Raw genomic sequence first — 24,541 nt, 5'->3', positions numbered from 1 at the left:
TTTACACAAATCTATCTTTGATCTTTATCAACCTACCATTCATCGCCTCAAGAAACGATACCTTCTTTTTTGAAGGAAACTGGATTTGGGAAATAACAACTATTCCATCAACAGTTGTAACATGACCACCTTCATGATCTATGTAGACAATTGTTCCAGGAACCTCGTTGTATTTGGTTTTATCGGTTTTTCTCACTCCAAATACTTTGACAAATTCTCCTCTTAGAGTAGTTCTGGCACCGGGTCGTGAATCATAAGCCCTAATTTTGTTCTTAACTTCTTCAGTACTTTTATTAAAATCCACAACTATATCTTGAGCGGTTATTTTTGGAGCATACGTTGCCTGTGATTCATCCTGTGGAACAAGTGAAAAAGATGTTGGATCTTTAAGAAAATCTTTTAAGAGTTTTTCTCCTACTTTGATCAATTTAGTTTCGAGCGAATCGAAATTTTCATATTCGTCTATTGTAACCGAAATCTGCGCAGCAATAGGACCGGCATCCAGTTCCTTTGTGAGTTTGAATAAAGTTACACCTGTTACCTTTTCACCATTTTCAATAGCACGTTGAATTGGAGCAGCTCCTCTATACTTTGGCAACAACGATGGATGAACGTTATAGAAACCCAAGGGTAAAAGATTCAAATATTTTTCCTTGATCAACGCACCATATGCTACCACAATTCCGATATCGGGTTTGAGTGAATCGAAAGGTATGTCCTTCATTTTTTCAAAAACAGGTAAATTCGCTCTCAAAGCGATTTCTTTTACTGGAGATGGCAAAAGCCTTTGACCTCTACCGGCAGGTCTGTCCGGTTGAGTGACGACTCCTACAATATCATAATTAGATTCTAAAAGAGCTTCCAAATGCTTCGAAGCATACTCGGGAGTACCCAAGAAGATGATCTTCATGGCTTATTCGTGGAATATTTCTTTCCAGATTGTTTTATTATATTAGAAAGTTTTTGCCTTATCGCAAATCTTCTCGATGCAGGGATCAAATCTATGAAAAGTATACCATCCAGATGATCGTATTCGTGTTGTGCCACTCTCGCACTGTAACCAGATAGTCTCTCTTCTATTTCATTACCATCGAGGTCTGTGTATCTTATAACGATCTCGTTACTTCTCTCGACATTTTCAAAGACTTCAGGCACACTCAGACATCCCTCTTCGGCAATATTGGTCTCTGCGCTTTTGAAAACTATAGCAGGGTTTATAAATGTCTTTGGGGTACCGTCGTCCATGACGAAAATTCTCAGAGGAACTCCTATTTGAGGAGCCGCAAGTCCTATGCCATCTGTTGCATACATAGTTTCGAAGAGATCTTTGACCAAGGCTTTGATATTTTCGTCTATTTTCTCAACTTCTTTGGCTTTTCTTCTCAAAATAGGATCACCGAGGAGTCTTATGTGCCGCATTTTCAACCTCCTTTAATTTCATCAGAACTCTGTCATTATTCATGAAAACAGTTATAGGCGTGACAGAAACATAACCATTTTTGATTGCATTGTAATCACTATCGTCAGAAGGGTCGTCTTCAATAATATCTCCATACATCCAGTAATAAGTATTACCTGCTGGGTCTATTCTCGCCTCGAATCTATCAGCGTACCTTCTGGTACTTTGCTTAGTCGCTTTCCACCCTTTAATGATACCACTTGGAAAGTTAATGTTCAAAGCGGTGAATTGTTCAAGAATGTTGAAATCAAAATCTTTAATGAACATTTCTATGAAAAGAGCCGCTTGATGATAATCGTAATTTTTTTCAATCGGAGCTGAGACTGCAAGAGCCGGTATACCAAGTAGTGCACCCTCAAGAGCACCAGAAACGGTACCAGAATAGATAACATCGGTACCAAGGTTATGACCATAATTTATACCACTTATGACCAGGTCGACAGTCTTTTTTGCAAGAACCTCCACCCCTATTTTGACACAATCCGCTGGGGTACCCGTGGTAGCATATATTGGAAAGTCTCCAACTACTTCGACCTTCTTAACCCATATCGGCATTCTCACAGTTATGGCATGGCCTGTTGCACTTTGCTCTGACTCAGGCGCAACAACTAATATATTGTGTTTTTTTGCTAATACCTTTGCAAGTGTTAGTAAACCGGTGGATGTGACACCATCATCGTTTGTTATAAGTATTCGCACATGCTCACCTCGTTCTTCAAATTTTATCACAGCGATCAGAAAACTGAAAAAAGATTAGAACAAAGATTTTTTCAGTTTGTGTTACAATAAATTGTCAAGCAACGATGATGAGAACTCGATTTCACCTATAGTTTCATCTTTGATTGTTCTTCCAAAGACTTCAGAATGACTCGAGTTGGATTACTAAGGAAGGTGGTATTACCTGGTTTATGAAAATTTTGATGTTGCAGTAATAGGTGGTGGTCATGCGGGAGTAGAAGCCGCATTGGCAACCGCAAGACTTGGTTTCAAGACAATTCTTTTGACCTCAAATCTCGACAGGATAGCATGGACACCTTGTAATCCGGCTATGGGTGGGCCGGCAAAAGGAATTGTTGTTAGAGAAGTCGATGCGCTCGGTGGCGAGATAGCTAAGGTAACAGATTTGGCTATGATAAATGTGAGGATGCTCAACACCAGTAAAGGTGCATCTGTAAGAGCTTTACGTGCGCAAATAGATAAGCCGGCGTACAGTCAGATCATGAAAAAGCGTTTGGAAAACACAGAAAATCTTTATTTGAGACATTCTCAAGTGTGTGAGCTTGTCGTTGAAGAAGGTAAGATCAAGGCGGTGATCGATACCTTAGGAGTGCAATATGACGTTAAAACTGCGATAATCACCACAGGTACTTTTCTCAACGGAAAGATATTCATAGGAAGAAATGTATTTGAAGCCGGTAGACTTGGAGATTTTCCATCTAAGGGTCTTTCGGAGTCATTGGCAAGGTATGGAATTAAGCTCAGTAGGTTTAAAACCGGTACACCCGCGAGAATCCTTGGAAGGTCTATAGATTTTTCAAAGATGAAAAGACAGGATACGTCCGACGAGCCATTGTGTTTTTCATATTTCGATGAACCAATTGTATTGCCAAAAGATTACCCATGTTGGTTAACCTACACGAATGACGAAACTCACAAGATAATAAGGGAGAATCTCTCTTTTTCACCTTTATACGGAGATGTGAAATTGATCGTTGGAAGAGGACCTCGCTATTGTCCGTCGATAGAAGATAAAGTCGTTAAATTTCCAGATAGAGAATCTCACCAAATCTTTGTTGAACCCGAAGGAAAAATGACCGAAGAGTATTATCTAAATGGTTTGAGTACCAGCTTACCATATGATGTTCAAATTAAATTGATTAGATCTATTGCTGGACTTGAAAATGCACAAATCACAAGGCCTGCTTATGCAATCGAATACGATTACATAGATCCAACACAGCTACTCCATACACTTGAAAGTAAAAATATCGAAGGACTGTTTTTTGCCGGTCAAATCAACGGCACAAGTGGATACGAAGAAGCGGCAGGTCAGGGTTTATTAGCAGGTATAAATGCAGCTCAAAAACTCAGAGGAGAAAACCCCATTGTTCTGGACCGCTCAGAAGCGTATATTGGAGTCATGATCGATGACCTTGTAACAAAAGGCGTTGACGAGCCTTATAGATTGTTAACTTCTCGAGCTGAATACAGACTAATCCTTCGTCATGATAACGCACATCTCAGGTTGTCTAAGAAAGGTTACCAAATTGGACTCATTCCAAAATGGTTTTATGAAAAAGTCCTGGCACTTGAGACAAGGATACAAGTCGAGACAGATAGATTGAGATCTATGACGATAAAGCCCACAGGTCAAGTCAATGAATTACTTGTGAGTTTGGGGACACAACCACTTCACCAACCTACAAAATTCATTCAGCTTCTCAAAAGACCGCAAATTGGTTATAAAGAGATTAAAACCCTTGACCCACATCCCATTGACGATCCAGAAGTCATTGAGCAAGTAGAACTGAATGCAAAGTACGAAGATTATGTCGAAAGAATGCTCGATGAAGTTAGAACACTTCACAGTCTTGAAGCAATCACTATACCACAGAATATCGACTACAAAAAGATTATCAACCTTTCTACCGAAGCAGCAGAAAAATTATCCAGACTCAAGCCATCAAATATTCTCGAAGCTTCTCGCACACCAGGAGTGACACCTTCAGATATAAGTGCTCTGGTTTCCTATCTCAAATCATCCCGAGTAGAATGATTGAAAAAGAGGCGAACTGAAAATGACAGATTCAGTTGAGATTGCCAAGCAGATATTGTCCTTAAAAGGCAAATCTTCTGAAGAAGATATAAAATTACTGGCGAAAGCCTACAATATGGCTCGATATGCACATGAGAATTTTTATCGCGACTCAGGTGATCCCTTCATTGTCCATCCAGTGGAAGTCTGTAAAATCCTTGCTCAAATGAATGTCGATGTTCAAACACTTGCTGCAGCGTTACTACACGACGCAGTAGAAGACAGTGAAGGAAAGGTCAGGATAGAAGATGTCGAAAAAGAATTTGGAAATCAGATAGCTCGCATAGTCGACGGAGTAACAAAGGTGAGCAAATTGAATGCACCCGTGGGTACAAGCGATTCGAAATTGAAGTTGGAAACAATTCAAAAGATGCTGTTTGCCATGGCAGAAGACATCAGAGTTATTTTCGTGAAACTCGCTGATAGATTGCACAACATGAGAACAATAGAATTTGTGAAAGACGAGCAAAAAAAGATATACAAAGCCAAGGAAACCTTGGAGATATATGCCCCAATTGCTCACAAAATGGGAATCTACTCGATTAAGTGGGAATTAGAAGATCTATCTTTTAAAGTTTTAAATAGAAGTGAATACAACAGGATAAAAGCCCTTGTGGCTGAAAAAAAGAAAGAAAGAGAACAGAGAATAAAAGAGTACGTCGAGATCCTACAGAAAGCCCTTTTTGAAAACGAAATAGAGGCACAAGTTGAAGGACGTTTCAAACACTACTATGGTATATGGCAAAAGCTCAAAGAAAAAGGTAAGAATTTCAATGAAATATATGACTTATTTGGGATTCGCGCCATTGTGAATGATATTCCGACTTGTTATAACGTCCTTGGAATTGTCCATAGCATCTGGAAGCCTTTACCGGGTAGGATAAAAGACTACATCGCAGCTCCAAAATCAAATGGCTACAGATCCTTGCACACTACAGTTATCACAAGCTATGGGGAACCACTCGAAATCCAGATAAGAGATAGAGAAATGCATGCCGAGGCGGAATACGGTTTGATTGCTCATTGGATCTATAAAGATGGAATCAATGTGAAAGCTATGCAAAAATGGGTTAACCAGCTCCTTGAATGGCGAAAAGAGCTCACAAAGGACTTGTCTGGACTTGAAGAATTTAAGAAAGAACTTCAAATGGACGAGGTATTCGTATTCACACCAAAAGGAGAGGTAAAACACCTCCCAGTCGGAGCCACACCCATAGACTTTGCTTATTCCATTCATACGGATATCGGTCATAAATTTTCAGGTGCCAAGGTTAACGGCAAGTTGGTACCGATCAATTATCAATTGAGAAATGGAGATCTGGTTGAAATATTGGTTGGAAAAATCGCAAGACCAAGTCTTGATTGGTTAAAGTATGCTAAATCTCCACGCACAAAGGCAAAGATCAGAAAATACTTCCGAGAGCAATTGCAGACCGAACTCATAGACAGAGGAATAGACGTTCTCAGACGAATCAGTAAACAACTATCCAAATCCATAGAAGAAATCATGGAATCAAATGTGATCCAGAAATATCTTCAGAGCCAAGGTATATCGGAAGATGAATTCTATAGTCGTGTTGCAGAAGGTACAATCACATACGGGGAATTGATTAATCTACTCAATCCACTGGTTGACAAAAGCATTACAAAATCAGAAGAGAAAAAACAAAAGCCAAGTAGTCCATCTTCTGTAATAGAAGTAGCAGGACTCAAGAATATAGAAATACACATGGCAAAATGTTGCGGTCCCGTTCCCGGCGATGAGATAATAGGTGTGATAGGTAAGCGAGGATTGACGATTCACAGTATCAACTGTCCAAATGTGAAACACGTTGAAGCCGATAGGATATTTGAAGCACGATGGAATGGTGATCCACAAAGTAAGTATGAAACAACTCTGAGAGTTACTATTAGAGATAAAGCCGATATAGGTAAACTTGTGCAGTTACTTGAGAATAAAGGTATAACGGTACTGAAGGTACTTTTTGCGAGTAGTAAGCGAACTTATTCCATAGTGTTACTGAGTCTCGTTGTCAGTAATTTGAAACAACTCGATGAAGCAAAGAAGTCTCTGGAATCCGTTGAAAATATCATATCCGTTGAAAGGGGGAGACCAAGCTGAGAGCCGTTGTACAAAGAGTTCATCATGCCAAAGTCATTGTCGACGAAAAGATCGTTGGTTCTATCGAGAGAGGCTTACTCGTATTCCTTGGTGTGGGAAGGAATGACACACAAAACGATGTTGAATGGATTTGCGATAAAGTTCTTAATTTGAGAATTTTTGAGGATCAAGAAGGGAAAATGAATCTAAATGTTTTGCAAATAGGTGGAGGTGTGCTTGTTGTTTCTCAATTCACACTTTATGGTGACTGTCGGCGTGGAAGAAGACCATCTTTCAGCGATGCCGCTCCACCTGATCTTGGTCAAAGACTTTATCGCTCATTTGTAGAATCTGTGAAAAACAAAATCAAAAATGTCGCCGAAGGAGTTTTTGGTGCGCATATGGATATCGAGGCTTTTAATGACGGACCGGTCACTCTACTTTTGGATAGTGAGAAGAGATTCTGATGCAAATACTTCTTCATGTCTGTTGTGCACCAGATGCAACAACTGCAGTCGAAAGATTGCATGAAGAAGGGTACGAACCTATTTTGTTTTTCTTTAATCCAAATATACAGCCTGAAGAGGAATATGAAAAACGTCTGGAAGCAACCGTGAAACTGGCAAATCTCTGGAACTTGAATTTGATAGTTGAAAAACAAGACAAAATCTTGTGGGAACAACAAATAAAGGGGCTTGAAGATCTTCCAGAAGGTTCATTTAGATGTGTCAAATGTATTGAATATCGTTTGAGATCAACGGCAGAATATGCGAAGAAAAATGGTTTTCATATCTTTTCCACTACGTTGACAACGAGTCCCAAGAAGAATTCAAAGTTGATTCTTCAGATTGGGGAAACTATCGCTGAAGAACTAAAAATAGAGTATCTCCATAAAGATTTCAAGAAAAAGAACGGTTTTCTCAGGAGCATTGAATTGAGCAAAAAACTCGGTCTGTATAGACAAAATTATTGTGGATGTATCTATTCATTGAGAAAAACTTCGAACGGAGGATAAAAGCCATGAAAATGTACATAGCAACAAAAGAGAGACTGATCAAGGATGATTTCGGATTAAAAGACGTTTTATCAAAATATGTAAACCTTGTCATGGAATCAAAAATACCAGTTGCACTGAATATCAATGGTGAAGCTTTTTTATTGAATTATGTTGAGACACTCATAGGACCAACCGTTGTTGGTTTCATAAATCAAGAAATATCCTTGGAATTGATCAAAGTATACCTTGATAACATGTTACTTAAAATGCACTCTTTTCCACAATTCATGATTGAACTCAGTAAACTGATTGACAACTGGAAAGGCAAGATGGTGGTCGGTCTTCTTTCTGCGGAAAAAGATGAGATCAGATTTAATTACAGATCGCAATTGAGCAAGATGGCATCTCAAGTTATCAACTTAGGTGAGAAAGACCTGTATGTTTTCCCGATGGAGTATATCTCTGTTCACGAAAATGTCAAACTGGCAATGTCGTGTAGTTGCTTTGATGTTCTTGAAGCGATAAGGCAGGCTTTTATCGTTGATAGATATGCCAATTTTCGTGGCCTATGCACTTACAAAGACTTATATGACACAGAGATCTCTGTAAGTCTTGACGAAAAAGATGTCGATAACATCTATGCAAGACTCACATCACAAGATCTGAAAGAATTCGGTGAAAAAACCACACTCTCATTACAAGAAGCCTATGGAATTGAAAAATCACTTGAGGAAAAATATTGGCTTTTTTTTAATATGGGAATCGAATGCTATTTATACACAGTTGGATTGAAAAATTGGCAAGGGAAGGTGCAGAGATGAAAGAGATTGTTACTGTGTCCTTCAGCTCAAAATCGATCAACACCAGACTTGCTCGAGCAGTCATAAGATCATTCCTACTGTATAGAAATATCAGTGAAGAAGAAATCTGGGATACTGAACTTGGAGCTAACGAGGCTTTGACCAACATAATCAGACACACATACAAAGGTGACGAGAATAAATACATAACAATGACACTCATCTGGGATGAGAGTGAAAAACAACTTCAGATTTTGTTGAGGGATTTTGGTGAACACGTTGATCCAGATGTGATAAAACCAAAGATGCCTTCTCCTGACAAAGAAGGAGGATTTGGCCTATATATAATCAGTAGAATTTTCAATGATGTCCAGTTGGTAAATCTTCAGAATGGAAATCTTCTCAAACTCACCAAGGTTTTCACATCTTTGGCGGGTGATTTACGCTGAGAGTACATGTCGTTGGCGGAGGTTTAGCCGGATCAGAAATAGCGTACCAATTGGTTAAATTTGGGATCGAAACCACAATTCATGAAATGAGACCCATCAAGATGACACCCGTCCATAAAACTGGATTGTTAGCCGAACTTGTGTGTAGCAATTCTTTGAAATCAGATGATATTAAAAACGCGTCGGGTTTACTCAAAAGGGAAATGGAATTATTTGATTCATTAATAATGAAAGCAGCTTATGCTTCTCGTGTGCCTGCTGGGAAAGCCCTTGCAGTCGACCGAGAGAAGTTTTCAAAGTTCATCACAGATACCATCAATGAACTTGGTGTACAAATCATCAACGAAGAAGTAATACAAATTCCAGAAGATACAAAGGAGATCTGGGTAATAGCTACAGGTCCAGTTACGAGCAATTATTTGTGTGAATGGCTTGAGAAAATAATAGGAGAGAATCTTTACTTTTTCGATGCAGTAGCACCGGTGATAACAGCAGATAGTATTGATTATTCAATAGCCTTCTTTGCGGATCGCTATGGTGTTGGAACAAAAGATCATTTGAATTGTCCCATGAATATGTCACAGTATGAAAAATTCTATGAAGCCCTAATCAATGCAGAAGTCATACCAATGGAAGACTTTGACAAAGGTTTATTGTTCGAACGTTGTATGCCCATAGAAGAAATTGCCAAAAGTGGAAAAATGTCCCTACTCTTTGGACCACTGAGACCTGTGGGGTTAATCGATCCTCGAACTGGAAGACAACCTTATGCGGTTGTTCAATTACGTAAGGATAATGTAGAAGGAACGTTGTACAATATAGTAGGTTTTCAAACACGATTGAAGTGGAACGAACAAAAGCGAATTATCAGATTAATACCAGGACTTGAAAATGCAGAAATCGTTCGATATGGTGTCATGCATAGAAATATTTACATCAATTCCAAGAAAGTTTTAGACCCTTATATGAGATTGAAAACGAATAATAGAATTTTTTTCGCAGGACAGATAACAGGAGTAGAAGGTTATTTAGAGTCAGCTGCAAGTGGATTGTACGTGGCTTTGAATATTTATAGAATGATTAATAATTTAAATCCAGTGCTTTTACCAAAAACTACAATGATGGGGGCTTTGCTCGATTATATTAGTGGAGGTAGTGAAAGAAACCTACAACCGATGTATGCTAATTATGGATTACTGGGTGGCTACAGGCAACCCCGAGAACAGATAGCGCAAAAGGCACTCGAGGACATGAAGCAATTCCTGAAAAAAGTGGGGTTAATAAAGGGGGATACTGGTGAGAGCACAATTGAAGGTTTCGAGTAACGGACTTGAAGCTTATGTAAATGTTTCACCAGAGGAAAACGAAGAAGTATCAAAAGATCAAATAATTTCGTATCTTCAAGCCAATGGAATAGTGTATGGTATTCTTGTGGAAGCAATTGAAGGTTTGGTAAACAAAAAAACCTTTGGTGTCCCAGTTCTCGTTGCTCTTGGGAAGGAACCAATCGATGGTCAAGATGGGCAAATCCTCATGATTCAACCTGAGAAACGCGAATCATCGGAACAGACAAAGGACAAGATCGATTTGAGAGAACTTCCAAGTCGAACAAGACAAATAGTCAAAGCAGGTCAAGAGATCGCAGAGATCATACAGCCAACTCCTGGTACAGAAGGTCGAAATGTCTTTGGAAGATCTCTAAACCCCAAACCTGGTAAACCCGCCCAACTCAAACTCGGAAAAAATGTGAAACTTTCTGAAGATGGCAGTAAAGTGATTGCAACTGTAGATGGTATATTGGTCGCCAGAACAGATGGATCTATAGAGGTAAATGAAGTGTTAGTGATAAAGGGGGATGTTGATTACGCAACTGGAAACATTGACTTTCCTGGAGAAGTACAGATCTCTGGAGACGTCAAACCTGGTTTTTCCGTCAAAGCAAAAGGTAATATCACGGTCAATGGTGTTATAGAGGCTGCGACCGTTATCTCCTTTGAAGGATCTGTCAGCGCACTGGGAATAAAGGGTAGAGAAAAAGGTATTGTCAAAGCAAAAGAAGATATCATTGCCAGATTTCTGGAGAATGCAATCATAGAAGCTGGAAAAAGTGTTGTCGTGAACGGTCCTATAACTAATTCACAAATTCGTGCCGGTATAGAAGTAAAAGCCACAGGCAACAAGGGAATAATAGCGGGGGGCTCTATTGTAGCAGGCTTTACCGTCGAAGCAGAAGAAATAGGTTCGCCATTAGGTATTAAGACATTAATAGAAATAGGCTTTGATCCACAGATCAGAGATGAAATCAAGATAATACGAGGTAAACTGGAACTCGATAGAGAGAACTTATCAAAACTGGTAAATATTTACAGAACAATGAAGGCGATGATGGAGAAAAATCAAGGTCAGCTTCCACCTGACAAAATGGAGGTTTACAGAAAAGTCGGTCAGACCATGATAAATCTCAGAAACACTATTGAAATGAGTGAAAAACAGTTGCAGAAATTAGAATCACAGATAAAGGAAAAATTCAGCCACGCCAAGGTCATTGCCAGGAAGATCTTACATCCTGGTGTTGAAGTAATAATCTTTGAGAAAAAATTCTATTCAGATAAGAGTATCGAAAAAGCCGTTATTTTGATAGAAAATCAAGAGATTAGACTTGGAGGTTATTCTGTTGATACTCAAGTCAATCCCCAAAGTTAGAGAAATGATATGGGGGAGTTTCAAACTCAATGACCTTTTCTGTCCTGATTATCCAAACCCTGTAGGTGAAATATGGCTACTATCGGATCACCCAATGATACCGACTAAGTTGCAAGCGCTTTCCGGTGAGAATTTCGATTTGAGTTCCATCTTAGACTTGTTTGATTTGGCTCTTCCAAGGTTTCCGATTCTGATAAAACTCATTGCCTCCGAACAGTGGCTTTCTGTACAGGTTCACCCAGATGATGAATTGGCTCAGAGAATTGAAAACGAACCTTGGGGAAAGACAGAATGCTGGTTTTTTCTCGAAGATAGTACAATAGCCTTGCCAGGTCCAGATATGGATTTAGCAAATAGTATCTTATCCAATTCTTTTTCAGACGATATGAAGATATTTCACCCTCGAGCGGGTGATCTTGTTTATATTCCAGCTGGAGTCTTGCATGCCATAGGTCCAGGATCACTCTTGATAGAAGTACAACAGTCATCTGATCTCACATACAGAGTCTATGATTGGGGAAGAGATCGGGAATTACATATTCAAAAAGCCTTGAAGGCATTCAAGAAAACCTCTCCAAATGAGTTGATTTTCAAATCCGTTGATCATTTTGATTGTGGATATTTTGAAATCTACGTATGTCATGACAGTACTTACGTGTTTTCTAATTCGATCATCGTGATGTTGACAGAAGGATCAATAGATGAAATGAAAACAAATCGCTATGAAACTTATTTATTGCTGGGCAATCAAATCGCTCATTTAAAAGGAAAGGCATTGGTAATAAAGATTGGTCAAAATTGGCAGTATTTACAAACAAAAAAGTCGCTGGTTTAACCAGCGACTTTGGGATTAATTACTCTTCATCGATTTCTTCTTCCTTTTCCTCTTTCTCTTCTTGAGATTCAAGACTTGCATACAGAATCTTGAAGATATCTCTAACAGTTCTTATTTTCTCTAACTTTTCATCTGGTATCGAGACTCCAAATTCATCTTCGAAGGCCATTACAATGTCAACAAGATCTAAGGAATCTGCATCCAAATCATCGATCAAATCGGCTTCTTCGGTAACTTCATCGATATCAGCACCCAGTTTTTCAGCAACCAATTCTTTGATCCTCTCCATCAATTCATCCTTGTTCATATCCTTCCCTCCTAACAATTCTGAACCGAAATATTATAAACCATCCTATAGAAGAATTGTCAAGTCCTCAGAGTGAAATAGTCAGGAAAGATGAGACTAACTTCTTGGGAAATTCTATAAGCCTTTGATCATAAGCCTGAAGGCTGTTATAATTTTTTAGGAGGGATTGATATGATGAGATTTATGCTCAAATCGAAACTTCATATGGCTACCGTAACAGATAAAAACATGGCATATGAAGGAAGTATTGAAATAGATGAAGAACTTATGAAAGCCGTTGATTTGAAGGAAAATGAGAAGGTACTCGTGGCAGATGTGAACAACGGAGAAAGATTTGAGACTTATGTGATAAAGGGAAAACCAAACAGTGGAGTTATTGCGTTGAATGGTGCTGCAGCGCGCCTTGTGGAAAAAGGGGATAAAGTCATAATAATGAGCTTTGGGCTTTTTGCTGACGGTGAATACAAAGGACCAAAGGTAGCAATACTGGACGAAAAAAATCACATCGCTCAAATGAAAAAAGAATCAAGCTGTTGTTGAAAAATGAATTTTATCAATACAAAATAGAATTCCTAAACTTGCTGCCGATTTTTCCCCAATATGGCATTGACTTACATTGTTGTTTGTTAACAACACAAAATACGCATTCAAAAAAACAGAAAAAGGCAAGAAAAAAAGAGCATAGGAAAGAAAAACACACCTTCCTGATATATCATGCCTTTAAACCACAGAAATTCATACCTGTCTCTTGGTGATTGGGAATATAGCAGTTTGACATGAAGTGTAAAGACGAGTAAGCTCAAGTTAGTAAGATATATTACCTAACTAACTATTTGTTTTTCAGATCCACCAAATTTTTCGTCTCATATCTTCTCAACAGACATCAAGAATTTGAAAGGAGAGAGAGAGATTTGTACCAGTTCAGAAACTCTGAAGCAAGAGTACTGGAATTTATCAGGAGAAACCCACTTGTTTCAAGAGCACAAATAGCTTTGGAGATTGGCATGAGCAAACCAATGGTTTCCGAAGCAGTACAGAAACTCGTTGAACTCGACGTGGTGAAGGAAATACGCAAGGGTAGTAGTTCTTCCAAAGGTGGGAAAAAACCAATCCTACTTTCTTTTAACCCAGAATACCGTCAAGTAGTCGGTATAGATATAGGTGGTACGAAGGTAAAGGTGGTAGTGACTAATCTAAATGGCGATGTCTCTCTTGAGAGAACCTTTTCTTCAAAAACTGTCAGGTCAAAAGAAGATTTCTACAATTTGATAGGTAATGTTATCAAGTCTCTGAATTTAGATTTCGACAAAATCTTGGGAATAGGTATAGGTGTCCCTGGTACTGTGGATTCAAGGAATGGTTTTGTGAATTATATGCCTGCCTTCGAATTGAGAAATTTACCATTAAAAGAAGACCTTCAGAAAATGATCAGAATGCCAATTTTCGTTGGAAACGATGTAACTCTGAATGCGCTCGGTGAGATGTGGAAGGGAGCAGCAAAAGGACATAAAAATGTTCTGATGATTTCACTTGGAACGGGAACTGGTGCTGGGATGATCATCGATGGCAACCTTTACGAGGGCAGCAACGGAATGGCAGGAGAAATTGGTTACATGATAACCGATTGGTCCAAAGAAGATAGCCATGATTTACCTTTTGGCAGATTAGAAAGGTGGTTCTCGGGATATTCATTTGAAAAAATCTTGGAGAAAAATTTTTCTAAGATAACCGTGAAGGATTTTTTCGAGCTGAGTGATTCAGATCTCAACTTCAGTAAGATCCTTGATGAAGCTTGTGAACACCTTGCTTTGGCAATTTCGAATGCAGTCTGTCTTCTCAACCCAGACATTGTCGTGATTGGGGGTGGGATAGGGTACAATCAATATGAAAGAATCATCAAGAGAATCTTACCGGTGCTCGAAAATGTCACGCCCAGAGAAATCCTCGAAGGTCTTTTCTTTACAAAAGCCTCTCTTGCGGATTTAGGAGTTTGTTTGGGTGCTATATACATGGTACAAAAAAGTACTTTCATCATATGAGGAGGTGTTATCGTGAAGAGGTATTTGCTGGTTTTTTTGGCGGTTTTGCTAATTGTTTCTGTTTCAGTTTTCGCAAAAGTGAAGATCGTTTATTGGCAGTATTATTTTGAGACAAAAGTTAAGGCAATCGATGAACTGATCAAAGAATTTCAAAAACTCTACCCAGATATCGAAGTTGAACACGTGACTTTCCCTTACGAGACCTTCAACGAAAAGGTTGCAGCTTCTGTTCCTGCGGGAACAGGTCCCGATGTGGTGAACCTCTATTATGGATGGATACCAAAATATGTCACATCGGGTTATCTACAACCTCTCCCAAAGAGTGAATTTTCCGATGAGTATTTCGCAAAGAATTTCTTTTCTTTTGTTCCAAAAGGCGTTGAATTCATGGGAGAACGTTATGCTCTGCCAATAGCTGTGAGAAGTTTGGCATTATTTTGGAACAAAGACCTTTTCAAAGAAGCTGGTTTGGACCCAGAAAAGCCTCCAAGGACATTGCAGGAACTTGTTGAAATGGCAAAGAAACTCACAAAATACGACAAGCAAGGCAATATAGTTCAAGCAGGATTGGCAACACAGCCATCTGGACAAGGGCATCACTGGATAAGGGAAGTCCTGACCAGGCAATTTGGTGGTGCACCATACAACGATGACTATACAAAAGTAACCTATCAAAATGTTCCTGCGGCGCTGAAATTCTACACAGATCTCATAACCGTTCACAAAGTTGGCTATCCTGGCTTTATGAACGATGACATCACTGCTTTTACATCTCAGGCAGCTGCGATGAACATCGATGGGTCATTCAGAATTGCATCTTTGAAAAAAGCTGGTATCAATTTCGGTGTTGCTGAATTACCTGAATACAATGGCATCAAGTCGAATTTTGCATCCTTCTGGGCGAACGGTATAACCAAGAATGCAACAGGAGAGAAATTAGATGCAGCCATAAAGTTTATAAAATTCCTGTCGAGCGACAAAGTGATGGAAATATGGCTTGACAGGGTTGGAGAGCTCCCAGCAAATCCAACCGTGGCACAAAAATACTACAACGATCCAATTTATGGACCATTTTTGAAGGGCCTTGAGTATGCACACGCAACCATGTTTGTCGATGAAACGGCACAAAGACAAGTCATGATGGATGCTGTAGACAAAGTTTGGCTAAAGGGTATCTCTCCCGAACAAGCTTTCAAGGAGTCTGCTCAGACTGAACAAGCTGTGTTGGATAAGTTCTGGAAATCAGTTGGTAGATGAAATATGGGCGCGACTTTGGTCGCGCCCCTTTGAGGTGAAAACATGAAGCTCAGACACAAGAAGATCTTAACTGCGTATTTGTTTCTTTTAGTGCCTCTTACTTTTTTCGCATTTATACGTTTTTATCCCATGATATCTGCGTTTTACATCAGTTTCACTGACTGGAACATAATATCGCCGGTTAAACACTTTGTCGGTCTGTCGAATTATGTGAACATCTTTAAAGACTCTGTTTTTAGAATCTCTTTGTTGAACACGTTGAAATATGTACTGTATGGTGTACCGAGTGTGATAATTCTCTCGTTAATACTTGCACTTTTACTTAACAATATCACGAAGCTTCAGGGGTTTTATAGATTGATCTATGTCATGCCATACATCACACCTCTTGTTGCGACAAGTTGGGTCTGGAGATGGATGTATCAAAAACCACCGACGGGTATAATAAACAACTTTTTGAATTTCTTTGGTCTACCCGTCAGAAATTTTTTGATGAGTACAACTGAAGCTCTGCCTTCTATAGTTACAACAACTGTTTGGATTGAAGTTGGTTATTGTGTGATCATTTTTCTTGCTGGTCTTCAGAGTATACCCAAGGAATATCTGGAAGCCGCGAAGGTTGATGGTGCAAACCGAAGGCAATTGTTATTCAAAATAACTCTTCCATTGCTAAACCCGGTAATTGTCTTCTTGTCGGTGATGGAAACAATAATGTTTTTGAGGATATTCACACAAGTATACAACATGAGTGATCAAGGTTCGGGAGGTCCTTTAAATTCAACCAAACCGTTGGTTCTCTATATATATCAAAAGGCATTTAAATCATTTGATATGGGAATGGCCACTGCCGCAACTGTTGTACTTTTTCTCATAATACTTGGAATAACTGTGGTACAGCTAAAGGTTTTAAACAGAAAGATCCAATACTGAGGTGGTAAGATGACCAAATCAGAAAAGGTTATCAAGGTGGTCAGTTACGTTGTTCTAACGGCATTGATAGTTGTCATGATTTTTCCTTTTGTCTGGATGGTTTTATCGTCTTTAAAACCCTTCAGAGAAATATACAGGCCATATTTGTTTCCGAAAAATCCGACATTGGATAACTATAAACAGATAATGGGTTCTTCGCTCTTTCCGAATTGGTTTTTAAATAGCCTACTTGTAGCTTTATCAACCACTTTTTCTGTTTTGTTTTTTGATTCTCTTGTGGGTTACACGATAGCCAAATATCGCTTTCCAGGGAGAAATATCATCTTTATCTTCATTCTAAGCACTTTGATGATTCCAACAGAAATGCTCATAATACCTTGGTACATAATGTCATCGAAGTTGGGTTGGATCGATACATATTGGGGTATCATGTTTCCAGGCATGATAACTGCCTTTGGAATCTTTTTGATGAGACAGTTCATGGAAACGATACCAGATGACCTTTTAGATGCAGCGAGAATCGATGGTGTTTCTGAGTTCGGAATTTTCTATAAGATAGCTCTACCACTTGTCAAACCTGCATTGGCATCATTGGCAATCTTGAATTTCATAGGAAATTGGAATGCATTTTTGTGGCCACTCATAGTTTCTTCCAAACCAAAGATGTACACATTACCCGTAGGTTTGGCTTATTTCTCGAGTGAGAACTTGATGCACTGGGAACTCATTATGACTGGAGCGACCATCTCAACTATTCCATTGATAATTGTTTTTCTGATATTTCAAAAACAGATCATCAGGGGAATAATGCTCTCTGGATTGAAAGGATGATCAAAATGAGATTGATAGATTCTCATGTTCATTTTCCAATTGGTTCTCTTATAAAATCAGTGGCAGACCCATGGATAAAAAAAGAGAAAGAAAGATGGCTCAAGGCATGGAACTTTCCAGAGCCAGTAAAAATAGACGATTTTGATGAACTCTCTCGGCTCTGGTACAAAGAAACTTTAGATTACTCTATTGACAAAGTGGTCTTTGTAACTGCGAATGGCAACGAGAATATGTTAAAGCTTATTTCTAAACATCCAAACAAATTCATAGGATATGCCCATCACGATCCATCTAAAGAAGGTGCTGCACAAGAACTTGAGGAATGTCTCAAAAACGGTCTTAAGGGATACAAAATCTTAGGACCTGCGGTAAACATACCACTGAATGACAAATCACTTTATCCAATTTGGGAGGTCGCAAATTCGTATGAAATACCGGTGTTGATACACTTTGGCATCATGGGTGCCGCTGGTGGTATTGCTTATCATGTGAATATAAACCCTCTGATCATTCACGATGTTGCAAAACAGTTCAAGAAAATAAAGTTCATCGTGCCGCATTTTGGTTGTGGATATGTCTTTGAGACGTTGAATCTTTGCTGGGCATGTTCGAATGTCTACATCGACACGAGTGGTTCAAATCAGTGGATGAGATGGATGCCTTATGAACTCAATCTTGAAACATTGTTTAGAAAATACAGAGAGACGATTGGTCCAGAGAGAATAATCTTTGGCACTGACTCGAGCTGGTTTCCACGTGGTTTTTGTAAGGCATATTTGGATGAGCAAGTGAGAGCTATGGTTGATGTTGGTTACAGTGATGATGAAATCGATCGTGTCCTGTATAAAAACATCGCTGAAATATTGGGGTTGATCAAATGAGATTTTCAGAGATCTACAAAGAAATAGTGTTGGACAGTTCTTTTGAAAATTGGAAAAAACTCGTAAGATACTACATGCGATTGAACAAGGCTCATTTGTTGATGTTAAAGAAAACAAAGATAGTACCACAACAGATATGTGTTGAGATAGCAAAGACTTTGAAAAAAATCGAAGTTGAAAAGATAGAAGAAAAGCTCCCAGAACAAACAGAAGATCTGGTGTTTTTGATAGAAAAAAAGTTATCGGAAGTGGTCGGTATTGAAAAAGCAGGATTTCTTCATACGGCAAGGAGTAGAAATGACATAGATACGACTATCTTTAGAATGTGCATTCGTGATGAATTGATGGAGTTCGCACACCAATTGATCGATGTGATAAATGTAATTGTTCAAAAAGCAAAAGACAATCTTGAAACTCTCATCTTGCTCTATACCCATGGTCAACCGGCTCAGGTATCGAGTTTTACACATTATTTACTTGCCTATGCATTCGATTTTCTTGATGTTTTAGAGAATCTAATTAGATCAATACAAATTGTGAACATCTGTCCTATGGGTTCAGGTGCAATAACTACAACGGGTTTTCCCATAGACAGAGATATGGTAAGCGAATATTTAGGTTTTTCAGAACCTGTGGAAAACTCCTACAGAGCCATTGCGACTTCACATTGGATCACATTTCCTTCGAGTTGTCTGAGAATATTGATGAACGATTTAACAAGATTCACCCAGGAATTTATCCACAAATCTTCTTGTGAAGTTGGGATCTTTCAGTTTCCAGATGAAGTTGTTCAAATAAGTAGCATAATGCCACAGAAAAGAAATCCCGTGATACTTGAACACATCAGGATAAGAGCGAACATAGCACATGGAATCTTTGACATGACTGAAAAAACTTTTGTTAATACACCATATCAAGATATCAATGAAAATGGGGATTTTGTGTTGTTCAAATTCTTGGAAGGAATGAAAACAGCAAAAGAAGCACTAACTTTGGTCAAGGAGACTGTGCAAAAGGTTGATGTTGATCAAACAAGGGTGAAAGAACTCTCCTTGAAAACGGGTGCAACAACAACGGAGTTGGCAGATGAACTTGTTAGGAGATTCAATATCAGCTTTCGTCAAGCGCATACAGTTGTCTCTGAGTATGTGAGATCTAATATGAGATACGATGCCTTGAATCAAAGTTTTGAAAAAATATGTGGCATGAAACTCACCTTAAACCAAAAACAGGTTGAGAAAATATTATCACCAGAACATTTCGTCAAGGTCAGAAAAATAGCCGGAGGACCAGGGAAAAAACCAGCACTTGAGATGATTAAAAAGATTGAAAAAATCACCAAAACACTGAAGAAAAAAGTGGAAATGATGAACCAGGAAATGACAAAATCCTTAGAAAGACTCGAGAGTGATTTTTACTCCATAGAAAAATAAACCCAGCAGGCAATCCCTGCTGGGTATTGTCTTTCAACAGATCTTACCACCATTTTCTAAGAGTAAGGGTAATTGTGGGTGTATTATTAACGATTTTGACATCTGGATAAGCTTCTTGGAGTTTAGTCGTATCAACATCATTTCCTGTGTAAGAAATCGTCACAATGACTTCACCTTTTGTAGCCCAATTGGCGTTATCTACCTTCATCTCGTATTCGTTACCTGGGTTTGCGGACAGATAACCTGAATCTACTAAGTCGTCTATATCGAGATCGAGCCCTGATGTATCGGATGGCCTTTCAATACTTACGTAACTTTCAATGGCGCTTTTGATGTTTCTCATATTACTTGCTACTCTCATTACATTTGCTCGAGCAACTGCATTAAGTGCGATAGGAGTTGCAATAGCCATCAAGGCGGCCATAACTGCCAAGACGATCAACAATTCGATCAATGTGAAACCTTTCCTTATAAAAATCCCTCCTTTTCAATTTTCAAGAACATTATACTATACTATAATTTTCAAAGATCAACAGTTTGTTCCACTTGAGTTACGTTATTTTATCAAACTCATTCCTGATATCAAAGCAATCTGGATTGGATAAGCCTTGTGTTCTTTGAGTTCTGTGAATTTATTGTTGGTCATGATAATTTTAATTTCTTGAATATATTTTTCACGCCTTTGAGAATAGTACAACAAACCTTCCTCGATAGGTTTTTTGATCTTACCGGCTCTGATGGCTCTGAACTCTTTGTAAAACGGTGATACATTCAGATTGTAAGCATAACTTCTCATCGAACTCAATAAATCTCGAAACCTTCTGACTTCGTATACTTCATCATCGGGGCGTTCTCTTGGTACAACTCCATTTCCTGGACTGAAGGTCCATTCTCCGAAAATATTATTCGCTTCGATCGCAAACCTTGAAGTTCCCCATGCCGATTCTATTGCCGCTTGAGCTAAAGCGATCTCTACTGGTATCACATCGACTTTCTCAAGGAGTTCTTGTTTTGTCTTTGCTTTATACTTTGCCAGATAATGTTGGAGTTCCTGACTGTCATTTGTCAATTTCATGATTTTTTCTCTTTCTTGTTTGATCTCCTCGTTCACCTTCAATATTATCGGCAACATTATCTTGACAAATAAATCTTTTTTCAACTGGACGTCTTTTATCTGGTTCATGTCTTTTGGTAAGTTCTTCAAGATAACCGCTGGAACTTCTTTTTTACCAAGGTCATATCCTATCTTTTCGAAAAACTCCAAAAGATCTTTGTAACTATCAAATCCAAGCTCAACAACCTGATCTTCTTCTGTCTCGAAGTTTTCAAAATAACTCACCAACTCAAAGGTGAATTTCGGAACAGTCACAAAAAGAACAGTGAGTGCGAGAATCATTATCATCTTTTTCAACTTGATCACCTCTGTTTATAGACTCACTCACCCTGTGCGTTAAAGATTAGATGGTATCTTAGATATTCTTTTTTACCGTCATTAGCACTGATCATGACTCTGTTGTACATTTTTGTCAGTGCAGTCTCACCAAAGATTTCACTATCTTTGAGATGACTTTTAATTATGCCTTTTTCGGACACGTACAGGGTCGCGTACTTCACCTCCTTTGGAACTGTTATCTTTGCTTTTACTGTTAGTATACCATTTTGTAACACGAATGACAAACTTTCTGTCACAAGAGGTTCCCTGTTCAAGATATACTTCAGGTGTTTTTCGCTTGCCCAATCTTCAAGCAGTGGTTCTCTTGGTATTTCAAAGATCCCATAGCTCAGATCATAAGGGCCAGGATTTTGGGTAAAACCGAGTGTAAAACCTTCTTGTTTCAATACATCGATCATTTCTGGAATATAATGCCCATAAGGGTACGCATAATAATTCGTAGTTTTACCTGTTTTCTCTTTGAAGACTCGCTGAGCCTTTTGGAGATCTGATCTGAAATACTCGAGCATTTGTTCCTTATTCATCTTAGACAACAGTGAAGGAAAATCTGAGTGACTAAAAGAATGGTTTGCAAATTCCACACCGTTCTTGATCATTTCATTGATCATTTCCCAGGTTAGATAATCTGGATATCCTACAGCACCAACTTGAAGAAAGACACAAAAAGGAACGTTGTGTTTTTTGAAAATCTCATATGCGCTATCGTAGACCGAACGATAACCATCGTCTATTGTGAAAACAACGGCATCTTTTGTCATCTTCCTTTTTCCATAGATATAATTCTCAAGGTCTTTCACTGTCCAAATCTCAAGACCGAGTTCTTTAACAATGCGAATGTGATTTTCAAGCTCGCCTGTCCATGTACTTGTCGATGGATATCGAGCATCATCAAAGCGATGATATAGAAAGATTATCACCTTTGCCTGTACAGAAATAGACACAATCACCAACAAAATCAGCACGATCTTTTTTATAGACATTTTCATAGTGATTATTATACACTATTTGTGGTATTGTGTATAATGATCTAAGGATGGTGATTGGATGAGGCTTTTAGTAATGTTAATAACTATTTTCTCTCTTTCTTTGTTTAGCCAAACACTTTATTTTTCTCCAAATGGCGATCTTGCTTTAACTGTCTATGATCCCTTTATCATGGTTAAACCAACAAATCCAAATGAAATAGGATCATTCAGAGTCCTGACGAGTAATTCTGTATTGCAAGTATTATCCGTCAATCTTACTCAATCAACGGACTTGGTGACTTTTTCAAAATTGATAGGGATACAACTCGTTGGAGCAGAGGAAACAGCCGCAGGGTTAACCAAAATCGATGATCTACAGATTTTCTATAGAAGATTCTCACTCAATATTTCTGGTACAAAATCAGAAGCCTTTCAGATTATTTTTATCAAGTTTCAAAGAGGTTATGTCATGACTTATTATTCAACGCAAGAGGATTTTCACAAATACCTTGTTCCTGCATTGCTGTCGATGAGTAGTGTCAAAACTGCCTCGATCAAACAGGAATATTTGAACGAGGAATTCAGGTATTCGGTGAATTTGATCGAACCTTTTGAAGTTATAAAACCAATCCAAGGTGAGATAGGCTCGTTCATAGCCGTTCAGGATAACAAAGCAGGGTATATTCAAATAGTTCGTGAGGAACTGACAAAGAAAATGGACACTCAAGAATATGCAAAATCAGTCGAGAAAAATTCACTCATCAATCTTTCTGATTACAAAGAATTCTCGAATGGCAAAAATCTGGTTCAAGGGGAAGAATTCTATTGGAGAATCTTTCAATTTTCTTCAAAAGGTACTTTCTATAAATGTTTACAATCACACGTTCTTTTGGGCAATGATGCTTTTACTCTGACATATATGGCAAAATTGGAGGACTTTGATCAGTTCATCTTACCTGCTGTGTGTGTTGTTTTTTCTTTCAAGCAAAAGTAAAACCTACCCCTCCCTTGTGTGATAATTTATACGAGGGAGGTGTTGATATGAAAAAAACTTTTGTGTTTTTTCTTGTAGCAATTGCGATCATATCTTTTTCTCAAGAGTTGGAAAATTACGTGATCAATCACAAAGATGTTAAATACGAAATCTATTCCGAAAAGATAACAGATACTGGAATGAAGATAACTCACGTTATATTCGAAAGCCAAACTTGGCAAGATATACGTTGGGTTCATGATCTTTTGATCGTCCAGCCAAGTCAGATTACATTCAGTGATGTAGCAGTCTTGTTCATTACAGGAGATTTCGATCCCACAAAATCAAAAGATGTCGAAGATTATCTCTGGATTGCAGAAAAGTTTTCCTGTGTTTTTGCAGTCCTTGGAGATATACCAAATCAGCCCATTTACAATTTGAGAGAAGACGATCTGATAGCACATACATTTTTACATTACACCAAGACAAAGGACCCTACTTTGCCACTTTTGTTTCCAATGACTACATCGGCTGTGGGAGCAATGGATGTGATCGAACAATTGTTTAATGTGAAACGGTTTTTTGTAACTGGTGCATCAAAAAGAGGTTGGACTACTTGGCTTACAGCAGTGGTTGACAGCCGTGTTTTTGCCATAGCGCCTATAGTCTTTGACAACCTGAATTTTCCAAAACAATTCGAACAACAACTGAAGATGTATGAAAATTACAGTGAGAGCATTTCACCTTATGTAAAACGAGGTCTACCTGAAATGATACACACGCAAGAAGGTCAAGATCTCCTTAGGATGGTCGATCCTTATACCTATAGAGACAGGCTCACTATGCCTAAGTATATAATCAACGCCACAAACGACGAATACTGGACTATATATTCAGCCAACCTTTATTTTTTTGATCTACCTGGAAAGAGTTACATTCTCTATGTTCCAAACAACAAGCATGGTATTAAAAATATTCCATACGTTGTTGATAACGCATCGATTTTTCTTAAACTTGTAATAACAGATAAATTGCCTAATTTTGAATTCTCAATACAGAAAGATGAGATAACCATCAAAGATTGTCCTCAGATCAAAGAAGTATACGTCAACAGAGCTGTTTCAGACAAAACAGATTTTAGGGGTTCACTCTGGATAAGATTACCAGTTCTACCAGAGAAAGGTATATACTCAATTCATGTTGAACCACCGCAATCAAGACATGTCGCTTATTATGCAGAGGTGGTTTTTGAGATCGAAGGAAACAAGATAAGTTTTTGTACACCAGCGGTTTATAAATAATAAATAAAAAGA

General features: G+C 38.4%; 25 protein-coding genes. 18 read left to right on the top strand and 7 right to left on the bottom strand.

What is annotated here, in order from left to right; genetic code table 11:
- Nucleotide 1: 1 nt before the first annotated feature.
- Genes fmt through surE form a run of 3 tightly spaced genes read right to left on the bottom strand, consistent with a single transcriptional unit; the run spans nucleotide 2 to nucleotide 2,158 of the window.
- Nucleotides 2-910: a methionyl-tRNA formyltransferase gene (fmt, locus tag TSP02S_RS03650; RefSeq protein ID WP_041081961.1), complete on the bottom strand. Its 909-nt coding sequence runs from the start codon at nucleotides 908-910 to the stop codon at nucleotides 2-4.
- Nucleotides 907-1,419: a peptide deformylase gene (def, locus tag TSP02S_RS03645; protein ID WP_041081959.1), complete on the bottom strand. Its 513-nt coding sequence runs from the start codon at nucleotides 1,417-1,419 to the stop codon at nucleotides 907-909. Before def ends, fmt begins: the two co-directional genes overlap by 4 nt.
- Nucleotides 1,394-2,158, bottom strand: a complete 765-nt coding sequence (surE, locus tag TSP02S_RS03640) for a 5'/3'-nucleotidase SurE (protein ID WP_041081957.1) — start codon at nucleotides 2,156-2,158, stop codon at nucleotides 1,394-1,396. Before surE ends, def begins: the two co-directional genes overlap by 26 nt.
- Before the next feature lie 202 nt (nucleotides 2,159-2,360).
- On the opposite strand from surE, the gene mnmG reads away from it, so the two are divergent.
- Genes mnmG through TSP02S_RS03595 form a run of 9 tightly spaced genes read left to right on the top strand, consistent with a single transcriptional unit; the run spans nucleotide 2,361 to nucleotide 12,159 of the window.
- Nucleotides 2,361-4,235, top strand: a complete 1,875-nt coding sequence (gene mnmG / locus TSP02S_RS03635; protein ID WP_041081956.1) for a tRNA uridine-5-carboxymethylaminomethyl(34) synthesis enzyme MnmG — start codon at nucleotides 2,361-2,363, stop codon at nucleotides 4,233-4,235.
- Between the two features lie 22 nt (nucleotides 4,236-4,257).
- The gene (locus tag TSP02S_RS03630; RefSeq protein WP_041081954.1) at nucleotides 4,258-6,396 is read left to right on the top strand and encodes a RelA/SpoT family protein; all 2,139 of its coding nucleotides are present in this window, start codon (nucleotides 4,258-4,260) and stop codon (nucleotides 6,394-6,396) included.
- Nucleotides 6,393-6,842 (top strand): D-aminoacyl-tRNA deacylase, encoded by a 450-nt coding sequence (gene dtd / locus TSP02S_RS03625; RefSeq protein WP_041081952.1) that lies wholly within the window; start codon nucleotides 6,393-6,395, stop codon nucleotides 6,840-6,842. Before TSP02S_RS03630 ends, dtd begins: the two co-directional genes overlap by 4 nt.
- Complete coding sequence (locus tag TSP02S_RS03620; RefSeq protein WP_232503758.1) at nucleotides 6,842-7,390, top strand: epoxyqueuosine reductase QueH; 549 nt, start codon at nucleotides 6,842-6,844, stop codon at nucleotides 7,388-7,390. Before dtd ends, TSP02S_RS03620 begins: the two co-directional genes overlap by 1 nt.
- Before the next feature lie 5 nt (nucleotides 7,391-7,395).
- Complete coding sequence (locus TSP02S_RS03615) at nucleotides 7,396-8,193, top strand: DUF4940 domain-containing protein (protein ID WP_041081950.1); 798 nt, start codon at nucleotides 7,396-7,398, stop codon at nucleotides 8,191-8,193.
- Entirely contained in the window at nucleotides 8,190-8,621 is a 432-nt protein-coding gene (locus tag TSP02S_RS03610) for an ATP-binding protein (RefSeq protein WP_041081948.1), read from the top strand. Before TSP02S_RS03615 ends, TSP02S_RS03610 begins: the two co-directional genes overlap by 4 nt.
- Nucleotides 8,618-9,946 carry a methylenetetrahydrofolate--tRNA-(uracil(54)-C(5))-methyltransferase (FADH(2)-oxidizing) TrmFO gene (gene trmFO, locus TSP02S_RS03605; protein WP_041081946.1) on the top strand — a complete coding sequence of 443 codons (1,329 nt, stop codon included), beginning with the start codon at nucleotides 8,618-8,620 and terminating at the stop codon, nucleotides 9,944-9,946. The genes TSP02S_RS03610 and trmFO overlap by 4 nt, the downstream gene beginning before the upstream one ends.
- The gene (locus TSP02S_RS03600; RefSeq protein ID WP_041081944.1) at nucleotides 9,918-11,324 is read left to right on the top strand and encodes a DUF342 domain-containing protein; all 1,407 of its coding nucleotides are present in this window, start codon (nucleotides 9,918-9,920) and stop codon (nucleotides 11,322-11,324) included. The genes trmFO and TSP02S_RS03600 overlap by 29 nt, the downstream gene beginning before the upstream one ends.
- Nucleotides 11,296-12,159, top strand: a complete 864-nt coding sequence (locus TSP02S_RS03595; protein WP_041081943.1) for a type I phosphomannose isomerase catalytic subunit — start codon at nucleotides 11,296-11,298, stop codon at nucleotides 12,157-12,159. The genes TSP02S_RS03600 and TSP02S_RS03595 overlap by 29 nt, the downstream gene beginning before the upstream one ends.
- Before the next feature lie 19 nt (nucleotides 12,160-12,178).
- On the opposite strand, the gene acpP is transcribed toward TSP02S_RS03595, so the two are convergent.
- Nucleotides 12,179-12,466: an acyl carrier protein gene (gene acpP / locus TSP02S_RS03590; RefSeq protein ID WP_041081941.1), complete on the bottom strand. Its 288-nt coding sequence runs from the start codon at nucleotides 12,464-12,466 to the stop codon at nucleotides 12,179-12,181.
- Nucleotides 12,467-12,637: 171 nt separating this feature from the next.
- Between acpP and panD the strand changes: the two genes are divergently transcribed.
- The 7 genes from panD to argH all read left to right on the top strand — a co-directional run bounded on the left by panD (nucleotide 12,638) and on the right by argH (nucleotide 19,837).
- Nucleotides 12,638-13,006: an aspartate 1-decarboxylase gene (gene panD / locus TSP02S_RS03585; protein ID WP_041081939.1), complete on the top strand. Its 369-nt coding sequence runs from the start codon at nucleotides 12,638-12,640 to the stop codon at nucleotides 13,004-13,006.
- Between the two features lie 371 nt (nucleotides 13,007-13,377).
- A complete protein-coding gene (locus tag TSP02S_RS03580) occupies nucleotides 13,378-14,505 on the top strand; it encodes an ROK family transcriptional regulator (RefSeq protein ID WP_041081937.1) in 1,128 nt (375 codons plus the stop codon).
- Between the two features lie 12 nt (nucleotides 14,506-14,517).
- On the top strand, nucleotides 14,518-15,762 hold the full coding sequence (locus TSP02S_RS03575; protein WP_041081935.1) for an extracellular solute-binding protein: 1,245 nt from the start codon (nucleotides 14,518-14,520) through the stop codon (nucleotides 15,760-15,762).
- A gap of 42 nt (nucleotides 15,763-15,804) precedes the next feature.
- A complete protein-coding gene (locus TSP02S_RS03570) occupies nucleotides 15,805-16,692 on the top strand; it encodes a carbohydrate ABC transporter permease (protein ID WP_041081934.1) in 888 nt (295 codons plus the stop codon).
- Nucleotides 16,693-16,701: 9 nt separating this feature from the next.
- On the top strand, nucleotides 16,702-17,523 hold the full coding sequence (locus TSP02S_RS03565) for a carbohydrate ABC transporter permease (RefSeq protein WP_041081932.1): 822 nt from the start codon (nucleotides 16,702-16,704) through the stop codon (nucleotides 17,521-17,523).
- Nucleotides 17,520-18,404 carry an amidohydrolase family protein gene (locus TSP02S_RS03560; RefSeq protein WP_041081931.1) on the top strand — a complete coding sequence of 295 codons (885 nt, stop codon included), beginning with the start codon at nucleotides 17,520-17,522 and terminating at the stop codon, nucleotides 18,402-18,404. Before TSP02S_RS03565 ends, TSP02S_RS03560 begins: the two co-directional genes overlap by 4 nt.
- Nucleotides 18,401-19,837: an argininosuccinate lyase gene (gene argH, locus TSP02S_RS03555; protein ID WP_052465298.1), complete on the top strand. Its 1,437-nt coding sequence runs from the start codon at nucleotides 18,401-18,403 to the stop codon at nucleotides 19,835-19,837. Before TSP02S_RS03560 ends, argH begins: the two co-directional genes overlap by 4 nt.
- Nucleotides 19,838-19,880: 43 nt before the next feature.
- On the opposite strand, the gene TSP02S_RS03550 is transcribed toward argH, so the two are convergent.
- The 3 genes from TSP02S_RS03550 to TSP02S_RS03540 all read right to left on the bottom strand — a co-directional run bounded on the left by TSP02S_RS03550 (nucleotide 19,881) and on the right by TSP02S_RS03540 (nucleotide 22,276).
- Complete coding sequence (locus TSP02S_RS03550; protein WP_041081929.1) at nucleotides 19,881-20,309, bottom strand: type II secretion system protein; 429 nt, start codon at nucleotides 20,307-20,309, stop codon at nucleotides 19,881-19,883.
- A gap of 84 nt (nucleotides 20,310-20,393) precedes the next feature.
- Nucleotides 20,394-21,239, bottom strand: coding sequence for a glucosaminidase domain-containing protein (locus TSP02S_RS03545; protein ID WP_052465471.1), 846 nt, complete (start codon nucleotides 21,237-21,239; stop codon nucleotides 20,394-20,396).
- A gap of 32 nt (nucleotides 21,240-21,271) precedes the next feature.
- Nucleotides 21,272-22,276 carry a polysaccharide deacetylase family protein gene (locus TSP02S_RS03540; protein ID WP_232503757.1) on the bottom strand — a complete coding sequence of 335 codons (1,005 nt, stop codon included), beginning with the start codon at nucleotides 22,274-22,276 and terminating at the stop codon, nucleotides 21,272-21,274.
- Nucleotides 22,277-22,334: 58 nt separating this feature from the next.
- Here TSP02S_RS03540 and TSP02S_RS03535 point away from each other — a divergent pair, with 58 nt between their 5' ends.
- Nucleotides 22,335-23,249 carry a hypothetical protein gene (locus tag TSP02S_RS03535; protein ID WP_041081927.1) on the top strand — a complete coding sequence of 305 codons (915 nt, stop codon included), beginning with the start codon at nucleotides 22,335-22,337 and terminating at the stop codon, nucleotides 23,247-23,249.
- Nucleotides 23,250-23,296: 47 nt separating this feature from the next.
- Nucleotides 23,297-24,529, top strand: coding sequence for a PhoPQ-activated protein PqaA family protein (locus tag TSP02S_RS03530; protein ID WP_041081925.1), 1,233 nt, complete (start codon nucleotides 23,297-23,299; stop codon nucleotides 24,527-24,529).
- The last annotated feature ends 12 nt before the right edge of the window (nucleotides 24,530-24,541 follow it).

Source organism: Thermotoga profunda AZM34c06 (genome assembly GCF_000828675.1).
Classification (GTDB): Bacteria; Thermotogota; Thermotogae; order Thermotogales; family DSM-5069; genus Pseudothermotoga_B; species Pseudothermotoga_B profunda.
This window is presented reverse-complemented; position numbering and strand designations above follow the sequence as displayed.